This is a genomic window from Erwinia magellanica (assembly GCF_039023495.1).
Classification (GTDB): Bacteria; Pseudomonadota; Gammaproteobacteria; order Enterobacterales; family Enterobacteriaceae; genus Erwinia.
Genome location: NZ_JBCHVC010000002.1, coordinates 639,746 through 652,546, shown reverse-complemented (window position 1 = coordinate 652,546; position 12,801 = coordinate 639,746). Strand labels below are relative to the sequence as shown.

Here is a 12,801-nt window from a genome sequence, read left to right as displayed (position 1 = left end):
TTCGCTGCGGGCGGACGCAGACCCTGCCACGCTAACGTTTTCTGAGCGGAAAAAGAACAGCATTACTGTAAAGTTATTCAGAGTTTATTAGATAAATCTGGGAACTGCCCCACCACTGTGTTTTTTTTCGCCTGCGGTCGGCAGTGAAACCAGGCGAAATTCCGAATTTTCGCAGAACAGTTAAGTCCGTCACAAAATTCCGCTAACCTGAAATGAATCAGCCTGAGGAGTAATAACGATGGATTTAGCTCTGTTCGATCTGGATGAAACGCTAATCTGTGAAGACAGTACCGGTTTGTGGCTTCGTTGGCTGGTGTCGCAGGGCTTTGCGCCGGCCGCGCTGATAGAGCAGGAGCAGGCGCTGATGGCGCAATATTATCAGGGATCGCTCTCCATTGAAGAGTATATGCATACCACCCTGTCGCCGCTGGAGGGTATGGGTACGCTGACCGTTTCCGGCTGGGTAAGGCGTTTTATTCAGCGAGATATCCTTCCTCGCGTTTATCCTGCCGCTCGGGAACGTATGGCATGGCATCAGCAGCGCGGTGATATGATCATGGTGGTCTCCGCCAGTGGAGAACATCTGGTGGTGCCAATAGCTGAAGAGCTTGGCGCACAGGGCGCGCTGGCGATAGGCGTGGAAATAGTTGATGACCGTTACAGCGGTCAGAGCTATGGCACCATGACCTACAAAGAAGGCAAAGTCACGCGGCTGAATGACTGGCTTGCCGTGCAGCAGGAGAGCGCTTTTGCCAAAACCTGGGCTTACAGCGACTCCATTAACGATCTGCCGATGCTTGAGCATGCCGATCACGCCTGTGTGGTTAATCCCAGTGAACCCTTGCATCAACTGGCGCAGCAGCGTGGTTGGGAAGTCTGCCGCTGGGTGAGGTAGCGTTCTGACGGATAAAAGCGTGCTTTACCCTGGCGCAAGTGGTCCACTTTTATGGGCCACTTGCGCCATCGTCCCGGGGTCTTACTCTGCTAATCCAACCTGCAACAATTTGCCGTCAGATTCATCCGTCAGCACATAGAGATAGCCGTCCGGCCCCTGACGAACATCCCTGATGCGTTCCCCGCGATCTGCTAACAACCGCTCTTTCTCTGTTACCTGCTCACCTTTTACGGTGAGATGAATAAGGCTTTTATCCTTTAGCGCACCGATAAACAGCGAGTTTTTCCACTCCGGAAAACGTGAATGGGTATAAAAAGTCATGCCGCTGAGGGCAGGAGAGACTTTCCACCAGAAAGCGGGCTGGAGAGTACCCGAAGCCGTTCCCCCTTCAGACCCTGGCACTTTATCACCGCTATAATCGATGCCCCAGGTTGCCAACGGCCAGCCGTAGTTCTCGCCTTTACGCAGAATATTGACCTCATCACCGCCGCGCGGGCCATGCTCATTTTCCCATATCTCCTGCGTCCAGGGGTTCCAGGCAATGCCCTGTGGATTACGCATGCCGTAGCTCCAGATCTCACCTCTGGCCCCCTGTTTACCCACAAAAGGATTATCTGGCGGAACGGTGCCATCGGCGTTCAGACGCACCACTTTTCCGCTAAGGGCTGCGAGATCCTGCGCTGAAGCGGCCTGGAAGTTATCGCCAAAGGTCACATAGAGATAGCCCTGGTTATCAAAAACGATCCGGGAACCGAGATTCGCCCCGCTGGAAAGCGGCGGCTGCTGGCGGAGAATAACTTTAAAATCGTTCAGCCGGGTCATATCGTTACTGAGCACGCCATATCCCACTACTGCTCCCGCCCGCCCTGAACTGTCAGCTTCAGTCCAGGTCAGGTAGAGGTGTCGGTTCTGGCTGAAGTCTGGTGCCAGTGCCACATCCAGCAAGCCGCCCTGGCGCTGCGCCCAGACTGCGGGTACGCCGGCAATCGGTTTGGATATCCCTTTTCCCTGCTGCCAGCGGCGCAGCTGCCCCGATCGTTCAGTGATTAAAATCCCCTGATTTTCCGGCAGAAATGCCAGCGCCCAGGGATGATCCAGCCCCTGTTGCAGCTCTTTGACCTCCACTTTCGCCGCCAGTGCGGGCCAGATCGTAAAGGCTGAGACAGCCAGCAGACAAAGGGTAAGCAAACGAGGCATATCGACTCTCCTGAAGGGGTGTCTGTTAAATTTAGCGAAGGGAGGTAAACAACGGTCTGTTTTTACAAAACCTTAAGCGCGTAAGTTTATGCAGCAGCCCCCGAACATTAAACAGGAGCAGAAGAGTTCGGCACTTCAGGTTGCCAGCATGGGAAATTACGCCGCCCGCTTTTAATCATATTTCCAGTAAAGCGGCGAGCCGTAGACTTCAACAAAATAATCGATGACGGCACGAACATTTAAGGGGGGACGACGTGAATTGGGGTAAATAGCTGCAATCTGCTGCCCATCGGTTTTGTTCGCTGCTTCAAATTCAGGCAGGATTTTCACCAGCTCGCCCGTTTGCAATATATCGCCTATCAGCCAGTCCGGAAAAAGAACAATCCCCATCCCGCCCAGCGCAGCGGTGAGCAGCGTTTCGGCATTATTCGAGGTCAATAAAGCTTTCACCTGATAGTGAACCCAGGGGGCACTATTTTGCCGGAACAGCCAGCGATTTGGCCCGGCATAACCGCTGTAGACCAGGCAGTTATGTGCGGTCAGTTCCTGTGGCGCAAGAGGAATGCCATGACGTTGCAGATAGGCGGGCGATGCCGCCGCATGATAGCGTTGCGTGCCGAAGATGCGGGCATGGAAGGAGGAGTCCGTAAGCGTGCCAATGCGAAAGATCACATCTGCTGCCTCACGATGAGGATCGACATAATCGTCGGTCAAAATAAGTTCGATTTGCAGGCGTGGGTAGCGTTCGGCGAAACCCGGCAGCCAGGGGGCAATATGGCGCTGCCCAAAAAATACCGGTGCGTTGAGTCTGACCAGCCCTGCGGGTTCAAGGGCACGATCCTGAAGTTCCTTGCGGGCTTCGCTGAGCTGTTCAGTCATATTTTTGGCATAGTCAACGAACAGGCGACCCGCTTCAGTCGGGATGACCGCGCGTGTAGTGCGGTAAAAAAGCTGTTGCCCCAGCGCCTCTTCCAGCTGCTGCACAGTACGTGATACCAGTGAAGCAGACACCCCTTCCCGCCTGGCCACTTGCGAAAAACTCTGCGCGTTAAAAACGCTGATAAAGAGCTGTAACGATCGAATAGTTATTGCGCCGGCCTTCATTGATGCAATTCCTGCAAAGGTGTTTGTCAGATTATGCTGTTTTTCATTATACCGGGCTGCTCTATTCTTCCCAACCTTAATAATATGAGAGCAGATTTATGCAGCTTTTACTGATTTTACTTGTAGTGTGCGGCGGGATGGGATTATCCGTGGAGGCGGGTCTGCTGGGGCCTTTAGGCGGCCAGGTAGGCGATTTATGGGCCACTTTCAGCATCTTTGGCGTGGGTGCAGTCCTGACTTTTTTCCTGATGCTCTTTTTCAGCCCACGCAACAGCCCCTCGTTTTTTGCCCAGCCAGGCTGGCAGTTACTGGGCGGTGTCTTGGGTCCTGTCTATGTGGTGATCCTGACGCTTGCCACACCCGCCATCGGCATTGCCATGACCATGATTGGCATCCTGGCCGGGCAGGTATTTAAAAGCCTGGTCATCGACCATTTTGGCTTATTCGGCACGCCTCATCGCAAAATTGATGGTAAGCGTATCATTGCTTTGATTTTTATTATTGCGGCCTTACTGCTTGTGGCTGAGGGAAACTGATGACTATTTTAATGATTATCCTGGCGGTAGTGGGTGGCATGACGCTCAGCATTCAGGCGGCAATTAACGGCCAGCTTGGCAACAAAGTGGGCGTTTTCAAAAGTGCGTTTCTGACCTTTTCCGTGGGCGCGCTGGTTACCGCCTTACTGATTTTATATTTTGAACCGAAGCACGCTGTCAGCCTGCTGGACGTGCCGAAATGGCAGCTGCTGGGTGCTTTTTGTGGCGTGCCTTATATCGTTGTTATGGTGCTGGCGATCCAAAAAATTGGGGCGGCTGTCGCAACCGTGGCGGTTATTTTTGGTCAGCTGACCATGAGTATGCTCATCGACAGCTTTGGCTGGTTAGGCAATGACGCCATTCCGTTCTCTGTGAGCCGTCTTGGGGCAATTGTCTGTCTGGGGATTGCGCTGGCCTTTATTTATTCCAGCAGTAAAAAGCCAGCACCAACAGCCCGTAAGGATTTAGCTCAGGCCACAGCACGCGACTGACGTTTTGTTACCTCGTTTCTGATAAGAATCACCCTACACTTCATATTGCTGTATAAATTTTGCTGCGAGATGGGTAGAATCCCGCGCAAAATTGCTGTGCAGAACAGGATATGAGCTATGTCGCAAAATATAACAATGGCGCCCAGGGTCGGTTTCGTCTCGCTGGGTTGCCCAAAAAATCTGGTTGACTCTGAACGGATCCTCACCGAGTTACGAACCGAAGGTTATGAAGTGGTGCCGCGCTATGATGATGCGGAGATCGTTATCGTCAATACCTGCGGCTTTATTGACAGCGCGGTGCAGGAGTCGCTGGAAGCGATTGGCGAGGCGCTGAATGAAAACGGTAAGGTGATTGTCACCGGTTGCCTGGGGGCAAAAGAGGACCAGATCCGTGAAGTGCACCCCAAAGTGCTGGAAATTACCGGGCCTCACAGCTACGAGCAGGTGCTTTCGCACGTTCACCAGTACGTTCCCAAACCCAAACACAACCCGTTTCTGAGCCTGGTGCCGGAACAGGGTGTGAAGCTGACGCCGCGTCATTACGCCTACCTGAAAATCTCTGAAGGCTGCAACCATCGCTGCACCTTCTGTATTATCCCTTCCATGCGCGGCGACCTCGACAGCCGTCCGATTGGCTCCGTACTGGATGAAGCTAAACGCCTGGCTGAGGCTGGCGTGAAAGAGCTGCTGGTTATTTCCCAGGATACTTCAGCCTACGGCGTGGACGTTAAGCACCGTACCGGTTTCTGGAACGGATCGCCGGTGAAAACCAGCATGGTCAGCCTTTGCGAACAGTTGGCGAAGCTGGGCGTCTGGGTTCGCCTGCACTACGTCTATCCTTATCCTCATGTGGATGATGTCATTCCACTGATGGCGGAAGGCAAGCTGCTCCCTTATCTGGATATTCCTTTGCAGCACGCCAGCCCGCGTATTCTCAAACTGATGAAACGCCCTGGTGCCGTAGAGCGTACGCTGGAGCGCATCAAGCGCTGGCGTGAAATTTGTCCGGACCTGACGCTGCGCTCAACCTTTATCGTGGGGTTCCCAGGCGAAACGGAAGAAGATTTCCAGATGCTGCTGGACTTCCTGAAAGAGGCGCGGCTGGATCGCGTTGGCTGCTTCAAATACAGCCCGGTTGAGGGCGCAACGGCGAACCAGCTGCCAGACCCGGTGCCGGAGTCAGTGAAAGAAGAGCGTTACGATCGCTTTATGCAGCTGCAACAGGCCATTTCAGCAGAGCGCCTACAGGAAAAAGTGGGCCGTGAAATCCTGGTGATCATCGATGAAGTGGATGAAGAAGGTGCCATTGGTCGCAGCATGGCGGATGCGCCAGAGATCGACGGTGCCGTATACCTGAACGGTGAAAAATCCCTGAAGCCAGGCGATGTGGTTCGTGTCAGGGTAGAGAACGCCGACGAATACGACCTGTGGGCCTCTAAACTCTGACGTGCTCTCCGTCCCGCCGTTACTCTTCAGGCGGGACGGTTATGCCTCTGAGGTGCAGGCATCAAAGGCCGTTCTTCAGGTCAGGCTGGCATCGGCGACAGGTGCGCTTGTTGCCGCTTTCCGCCTGGCGCTGTTTTCAGCCATACTCAGCCTGATGCTTTTTTTTACGGGCTAAGTAATCTTTATCCTCCCGCAGCTTGTCCCAGCAGCGCTTGAAAACAGCCGCCGCCGCCGCTTTTTCCTCATTCAGTTCATAAGGCAGGATTTCGCGGTCCACACCATATTTTTTGCCGCCTTTATGATTGGCATAACGTCTGGCGCGGGTGTAGCCCATCTGAATGAATTTTCGGGCCATATCCATGCCGACAAAATCATCGCTGGCCCGGTACGCCTCAAACAGCTCCATAATTTTTTTGGAGGAGACTTCAGCAATAGCGGGCGTTTTAAAGCGCCAGTGCGGCAGGATTTCGCTTTTATAAGGCTCTACCATCAGTACACCCTGTTCGCCCCGCCCTACCTGATACCGCTCCGGATGCTGGCGAAAATCGATCTTGCTGAAATCCTGCTCATAGTCGAACTCTTTCATCCACTCTCTCCCTAAATAACAGCAAGCCTGGCACAAAAAGTTGCTGGCTGCGCCTGTCAGGGAAGACTGCATAAACTCAGGTTTTGAGTTTGGGGTCCAGCGCATCGCGCAGCCCATCTCCTAACAGATTGAAGGCAAGCACCGTCAGAAAAATAGCCAGACTGGGGAAAATAGCCACATGCGGTGCCATCACCATATCAGCCCGCGCTTCGTTCAGCATCGCCCCCCATTCCGGCGTGGGCGGCTGTGCACCAAGCCCAAGGAAAGAGAGACTGGCAGCGGTGATAATTGAGGTGCCGATACGCATGGTGAAATAGACCACGATGGAAGAGAGCGTACCCGGCAAAATATGACGCAGGATAATAGTAAAATCCGATGCGCCAATGCTGCGCGCGGACTCAATAAAAGTCATATGCTTCAGCACCAGCGTATTGCCGCGCACCAGACGGGCAAAGGCGGGAATACTGAAAATCGCTACCGCTATAATCACGTTCGACATGCCGGAACCCATGATCGCCACCACGGCAATCGCCAGCAGAATCCCCGGAAAGGCAAACAGCACATCGCTGATGCGCATAATGATCCGGTCCCACCATCCTTCATAATAGCCCGCCAGCAGCCCAAGAAGCGTGCCTGTGGCTGCGCCTATCGCCACCGAAAAAAAGCCGGAGATCAGCGACAGACGGGTGCCCAGCAGCACGCGGCTGAAGATATCCCGCCCGAGAGAGTCCACGCCAAACCAGTGCATCGCCGATGGGCCTTCCGTCAGCCGGTCATAATCGAAATAATTTTCGGCATCAAACGGCGCTATCCAGGGCGCGATTACCGCTATAACAATCAGCAGCATAACGAACACACCGGCCACCATCGCTACCGGCTGGCGACGAAAACGCCGCCAGAACTCACGCCAGGGGGTACGGACTCGCTCTACCGTTGGCATCGCGGAGAGCGCCGCGCTACGTCGCCAGTTTTTCATCGCGTGTCCTTATTTATAACGAATCGCGGGGTTGATGGCGGCGTAAAGCATATCCACAACCAGGTTAATGAGAATAAATTCCAGTGAGAACAGCAGCACTTCCGCCTGCACCACCGGGTAATCACGCATTTCAACCGAATCCACCAGCAGTCGGCCCAGGCCTGGCCAGTTAAAGACCACTTCCACCACAATCGACCCACCAAGCAGAAAACCGAACTGGAGGCCCATCATGGTGACTACCGGGATCATCGCGTTACGCAGCCCATGTTTCACCACCACCAGAGATTCACGCACCCCTTTGGCGCGTGCGGTGCGCATATAATCTTCCTGCATCACCTCCACAAAAGAGGCACGGGTAAAGCGAGCCATTACCGCAGCAACCGCGGCACCAAGGGTGAGAGAGGGCAAAATGTAGTGTCGCCAGCCATCAGCGCCCACCGTAGGCAGCCAGCCCAGCTCCACCGAAAAGATCTGCATCAGCAACATGCCCAGCGCAAACGCCGGGAAGGAGATGCCGGAGACCGCCAGCGTCATACCAATTCTGTCGGGCCAGCGGTTGCGCCAGACAGCAGAAACGATGCCAATGGTCATGCCGAAAATCACCGACCACACCATGCTGCTCAACGTCAGCCACAGCGTGGGGAAGAAGCGTGCGGCAATCTCGGAGGAAACGGGCCGCCTGGAGACCATCGACTGGCCAAAATCCCCCTGAACCGCATTAATAATGAAATGCCAGAACTGCTGGATAAGCGGCTGATCCAGCCCCAGCTGCTGCCGAACCATCGCCACGACGGTGGCATCGGCTTCCGGCCCGGCAATCAGGCGCGCCGGGTCGCCAGGCAGCAGATGAACAAACAGGAACACCAGCACCGCCACAATAAGCAGCGTGGGGATCAGTCCCAGTAAACGTCTGATAAAATAGTTGAGCATGCGTTGTCCTGCCGCTCAGAGAGCCACGCCTCCCACCGGGAAGGGGCGGCTCTCTGTTACGGGATTACTTCAGATCGGCGTCATCAAAGCTGAACGAGGTGTCCGGCATCACGTAAAAACCGGTGAGGTTTTTGGTATTAGCAGATACCAGTTTTTCCACCACCAACGGCACCCAGGGGCGATCGTTCCAGATACGATCCTGCGCATCTTTATAGAGCGCGGCCTTTTTCTCTCCATCCGTGGTTTTCAGCGCATCGCTCAGATCAGTATCCACCTGAGGATTGCTGTAGAACGCGGTATTAAAGATAGTTGGCGGCCAGGATTGCGTGGCGAACAGTGGTGTTAAGGCCCAGTTTGCCTCACCCGTGGAAGCAGACCAGCCGGTGTAGAACATCCGCACATTGCTCTCTTTCTGCCCTTTGTCTTCCACTTCAGCCGCACGCTGACCAGCATCCATCGCCGTTACTTTGGCTTTAATCCCTACCTGCGCCAGCTGCTGTTGCGTAAACTGCAACACCTTCTGCGCAGTACTGTGGTTATGAGAGGACCACAGCGTAGTGGTAAAGCCATTCGGGTAGCCCGCTTCCTTCAGCAGCTGACGCGCCTTAGCGGGATTATATTCCGGCGCTGGATAGGCCTGAGAATACTGGATGGCTGGCGGTACAATTCCCGTGGCTGGCGTGGCATAGCCCGCAAAGGCGACCTTCACCAGCGCCTGGCGGTTAATGGCGTAATTAATCGCCTCGCGCACCTTCGGGTTATCAAACGGCTTCTGGGTAACGTTAAAGCTGATATAGCGCTGCATAATCGATGGCGACGTCACCAGATCCAGCTTTGTATTTTTCTCCAGCAGTTTGGCCTGCTCATAAGGAACAGGGAAAGCGAAGTTAGCTTCACCGGTTTGCAGCATGGCCGCGCGGGTATTGTTATCCACTACCGGACGCCAGGTAATGGTATCCAGCTTCGGATAGCCTTTCTTCCAGTAGCCGGCGAATTTTTTCACCTTCACAAAATCGGTCTGGTTCCAGGTCTCCAGCTCAAAAGGACCGGTGCCCACAGGGTGAAAGCCAATCTCTTTGCCATATTTTTTCAACGCCGTGGGCGAAATCATCGCCGCTGCCGGACTGGCAAGCGTATTTATAAAGGCCGAGAACGGCTGTTTCAGGGTAATTTTAACCGTGGTGGGATCAATCACCTCAGTGGTGGCTACCGATTTGAACAGGTTATAACGCTTAAGATGGTTGTCAGGATTGCTGGCGCGATCCAGGTTGACCTTCACCGCTTCGGCGTTAAAGTCGGTGCCGTCCTGAAACTTGATGCCGCTGCGCAGCTTGATGGTGTAGATCAGCCCATCTTTGCTGGCGTCGTAGCTCTCTGCCAGCACGTTTTGCAGTTTCATCTCTTTATCAAAGCCAAACAGCCCCTGATAAAAGGACTTGGCGACAGCCTGCGACAAGGTATCGTTGGCGTCATAGGGATCGAGGGTGGTGAAATTGGAGCCGACGGCGATCACCGCATCTTTTGCCGCCCAGGCAGGAATGGCGGCAGCGCTGCTCAGTAAACCGGCAGCAATCAGTAACTTACGTTTACTATGAATCATCATTTTGCGTTCATCTCCTGAAGTCCTTGTTGGTTGCAGCAATATCAGGCTCCGCCAATCAGATGGCGGGCAACATAGTGTCCGGCACTCACCTCGACCAGCGGTGCCACTACCGGTTCATCCCCCAGGGCACGGATGGGACTGGGTATCTCATCCACCAGCAGCGCCCGCTCGCGACGACGATGGCCTGGGTCGGCCACCGGCACGGCAGACATCAGCTTGCGTGTGTAGGGGTGCTGTGGGTTTTCAAACACCGACTGACGGGGGCCGATCTCCACAATCTGCCCGAGGTACATAACCGCTACGCGATGGCTGATGCGTTCCACCACCGCCATATCGTGTGAAATAAACAGAAAAGCGATACCGAACTCGCGCTGAAGATCGAGCATCAGGTTGACGATTTGCGCCTGAATAGAAACATCCAGCGCCGAGACGGACTCGTCGGCAATCACCACTTTGGGATTGAGGGCCAGCGCGCGTGCAATACAGATCCGCTGACGCTGGCCGCCGGAAAACTCGTGCGGATAACGTCGTGCATGTTCCGGCAGCAGGCCCACACGCTCCAGCAGCCAGGCAACGCGATCTTCTGCCGCCTGCCCTTTTGCCAGTCCGTGGACCAGCAGCGGCTCCATAATTGAAAAACCTACGGTCAGCCGGGGATCGAGCGAGGCGTAAGGATCCTGAAAAATAAACTGGATATCCCGCCGCAGATGGGAGAGTGCCGGCCCCGTCAGATTATCGATGCGCTTGCCGTTAAAGGTAATAGTGCCGCCCTGGCTCTCTACCAGCCGCAGCAGCGAGCGGCCGGTCGTGGATTTGCCGCAGCCAGATTCCCCCACCAGCGCCAGCGTTTCTCCTGGGCGGAGGTCAAAACTCACCTTTTCCACCGCGTGTACACGGCGGGTAACGCGGTTGAAGATCCCGCTGCGAATATCGAATCGGGTCACCAGATCCCTGACCTGCAATACCGGCTCAGCGCCTGGCGATACGGTATCCTGAGGCACCCTAATCTCGTCGTGGCCCTCTGTCGTCAGCAAGGGGAATTTGGCCGGGAAGGGTTGACCGGTCATGGTGCCAAGTTTTGGCACGGCGGCCAGCAGGGCCTGCGTATAGGGCTGCTGAGGCGAGCGGAAAATGGCTTCAACCGGACCGGTTTCCACCACGTCGCCGCGGTACATTACCTGGACGCGATCTGCCATCTCAGCGACCACCCCCATGTCATGCGTGATAAATATCACCCCCATCTGCATCTCTTTTTGCAGCACGCGGATCAGCTGCAAGATCTGCGCCTGAATTGTCACATCCAGCGCCGTAGTAGGCTCATCCGCAATCAGCAGCGCAGGACGGCAGGAGAGCGCCATAGCAATCATCACCCGCTGGCGCATGCCGCCAGAGAGCTGATGAGGAAAGCGGGAGAGGACGTTTTTCGCTTCCGGAATACGCACCAGGTCGAGCATATGCTCAGCCTCTTTTAACGCCTCCCGGTGACTTTTCCCCTGGTGCAGCCGGATAGATTCCGCAATTTGCTCTCCCACCGGAAACACAGGATTCAGCGAGGTCATCGGCTCCTGGAAGATCATCGCCATATCGGCGCCACGGATAGTGCGCAGCTGAGACTGCGTGGCGCTGGCCAGATTGATCACCCGATCGTCACGCCTGCGCAGCCACATCTCACCGCTCTCTATCTGGCCGCCACCCTGCTCCACCAGGCGCATCAGCGCCAGCGAGGTAACGGACTTCCCTGAACCAGACTCGCCTACAATCGCCAGCGTTTCGCCCCGCTGGACATCAAGCGACAGGTTTTTCACTGCATGAACAACGTCCTCTTCCTGCCGGAAGCTCACGCTGAGGTTTCTGACTGATAATACCTGCCCGGCAGGCAGTTCAGGGGTCACCGACATCCTGCCTCCTTATTCTTCGCGATAAATGCCTATATTCGGCGCATCGCCAACATAGCCATAGCCGCGATACATTCCTTCACTGTTGAAAGGCAGCGCCACATTGCCCTCACGGTCCACGGCGATCACGCCGCCGCTGCCGCCCAGCACCGGGATCTTCTCCATCACCACCCTGTCGCTCGCCTCTTTCAGCGAAAGACCGCCATACTCCATCAGCGCGGCGATATCATAGGCCGCCAGCGTGCGCATAAACACTTCACCAGTTCCGGTAGAGGAGACCGCCACGTTGGCGTTATTGGCATAGCAGCCCGCGCCGATAAGGGGGGTGTCGCCCACCCGTCCAGCCTGCTTGTTGGTCATGCCGCCTGTTGAGGTGGCGGCAGCAAGATTACCAGAGAGATCCAGCGCCACGGCGCCAACCGTACCGAACTTACGATCCGGGTCCAGAGGATCGTCCGGGGTACGGGCTGCGCCATCGTGATCGAGCACCGCGTGGTCTGAGTGAAGTGCACGCTGAAGTTGTTCCCAACGTTCCGGCGTAGAGAAGAAATCGGGCGGCACCTGCTCAAGTCCCTGAAGCGCAGCAAACTGCTCTGCCCCTTCGCCGATAAATAAGACGTGAGGACTCTTTTCCAGTACCGCACGCGCTGCCAGCACGGGATTACGGAGAGTTTTTACTCCCGCTACCGCACCGGCTTCCAGCGAGCGCCCGTCCATTACACAGGCATCCAGCTCATGCGTGCCCTGATGGGTGAATACTGCCCCTTTTCCGGCATTAAACAGGGGGCACTCTTCCAGCAGCCGCACGGCCTCTGTCACGGCATCAAGGGCGCTGCCGCCGCTGGCCAGCACTGCCTGCCCGGCTGACACAATGTCTGATAAGGCCTGAATATAGTGCTGCTCTTTCTCTGCGCTCATACTGGCGCGCGCGATGGCGCCTGCGCCACCGTGAATGGCAATGACTGCTCTGACCATAATTGCTTTATCCTGGGTACCAAATCGGCATGAAAAACACTGGGTTAGAATCAATTAGTTAAATATCAGGCTGTTTTTGACTATAGGCAGGCTGTAAAGTGATGTAAAGCAGAATGTTCGCTGCCTGATAATACCAAAGTGTTCTATCTCATACCCCCGACGGTGGT

The 12,801-nt window shown here is 55.2% G+C and carries 12 protein-coding genes; 4 read left to right on the top strand and 8 right to left on the bottom strand.

What is annotated here, in order from left to right; all coding sequences use genetic code 11:
• Nucleotides 1–238 precede the first annotated feature (238 nt).
• A complete protein-coding gene (locus AAH450_RS10345; RefSeq protein ID WP_342910137.1) occupies nucleotides 239–895 on the top strand; it encodes an HAD family hydrolase in 657 nt (218 codons plus the stop codon).
• A gap of 81 nt (nucleotides 896–976) precedes the next feature.
• On the opposite strand, the gene AAH450_RS10340 is transcribed toward AAH450_RS10345, so the two are convergent.
• Nucleotides 977–2,092 (bottom strand): PQQ-dependent sugar dehydrogenase, encoded by a 1,116-nt coding sequence (locus tag AAH450_RS10340; RefSeq protein ID WP_342910136.1) that lies wholly within the window; start codon nucleotides 2,090–2,092, stop codon nucleotides 977–979.
• A 171-nt stretch (nucleotides 2,093–2,263) separates the two neighbouring features.
• Entirely contained in the window at nucleotides 2,264–3,196 is a 933-nt protein-coding gene (locus tag AAH450_RS10335; protein WP_342910135.1) for a LysR family transcriptional regulator, read from the bottom strand.
• Nucleotides 3,197–3,294: 98 nt separating this feature from the next.
• Between AAH450_RS10335 and AAH450_RS10330 the strand changes: the two genes are divergently transcribed.
• The 3 genes from AAH450_RS10330 (at nucleotide 3,295) to rimO (ending at nucleotide 5,669) form a co-directional block, all read left to right on the top strand.
• Nucleotides 3,295–3,732, top strand: coding sequence for a DMT family transporter (locus AAH450_RS10330; protein WP_318791982.1), 438 nt, complete (start codon nucleotides 3,295–3,297; stop codon nucleotides 3,730–3,732).
• The gene (locus AAH450_RS10325; RefSeq protein ID WP_342910134.1) at nucleotides 3,732–4,223 is read left to right on the top strand and encodes a DMT family transporter; all 492 of its coding nucleotides are present in this window, start codon (nucleotides 3,732–3,734) and stop codon (nucleotides 4,221–4,223) included. Before AAH450_RS10330 ends, AAH450_RS10325 begins: the two co-directional genes overlap by 1 nt.
• A gap of 117 nt (nucleotides 4,224–4,340) precedes the next feature.
• Complete coding sequence (gene rimO / locus AAH450_RS10320; protein WP_342910133.1) at nucleotides 4,341–5,669, top strand: 30S ribosomal protein S12 methylthiotransferase RimO; 1,329 nt, start codon at nucleotides 4,341–4,343, stop codon at nucleotides 5,667–5,669.
• 136 nt (nucleotides 5,670–5,805) lie between these two features.
• On the opposite strand, the gene AAH450_RS10315 is transcribed toward rimO, so the two are convergent.
• From AAH450_RS10315 to AAH450_RS10290, 6 genes are all read right to left on the bottom strand, one after another.
• Nucleotides 5,806–6,255 carry a DUF4385 domain-containing protein gene (locus tag AAH450_RS10315; protein ID WP_342910132.1) on the bottom strand — a complete coding sequence of 150 codons (450 nt, stop codon included), beginning with the start codon at nucleotides 6,253–6,255 and terminating at the stop codon, nucleotides 5,806–5,808.
• 76 nt (nucleotides 6,256–6,331) lie between these two features.
• A complete protein-coding gene (gsiD, locus tag AAH450_RS10310; protein WP_342910131.1) occupies nucleotides 6,332–7,231 on the bottom strand; it encodes a glutathione ABC transporter permease GsiD in 900 nt (299 codons plus the stop codon).
• A gap of 9 nt (nucleotides 7,232–7,240) precedes the next feature.
• Nucleotides 7,241–8,161 carry a glutathione ABC transporter permease GsiC gene (gsiC, locus tag AAH450_RS10305; RefSeq protein ID WP_342910130.1) on the bottom strand — a complete coding sequence of 307 codons (921 nt, stop codon included), beginning with the start codon at nucleotides 8,159–8,161 and terminating at the stop codon, nucleotides 7,241–7,243.
• Nucleotides 8,162–8,225: 64 nt separating this feature from the next.
• Nucleotides 8,226–9,761 (bottom strand): glutathione ABC transporter substrate-binding protein GsiB, encoded by a 1,536-nt coding sequence (gene gsiB / locus AAH450_RS10300; RefSeq protein ID WP_342910386.1) that lies wholly within the window; start codon nucleotides 9,759–9,761, stop codon nucleotides 8,226–8,228.
• 44 nt (nucleotides 9,762–9,805) lie between these two features.
• A complete protein-coding gene (gene gsiA / locus AAH450_RS10295; RefSeq protein ID WP_342910129.1) occupies nucleotides 9,806–11,662 on the bottom strand; it encodes a glutathione ABC transporter ATP-binding protein GsiA in 1,857 nt (618 codons plus the stop codon).
• A 9-nt stretch (nucleotides 11,663–11,671) separates the two neighbouring features.
• Nucleotides 11,672–12,634, bottom strand: coding sequence for an isoaspartyl peptidase/L-asparaginase (locus AAH450_RS10290; protein WP_342910128.1), 963 nt, complete (start codon nucleotides 12,632–12,634; stop codon nucleotides 11,672–11,674).
• Nucleotides 12,635–12,801: the final 167 nt, after the last annotated feature.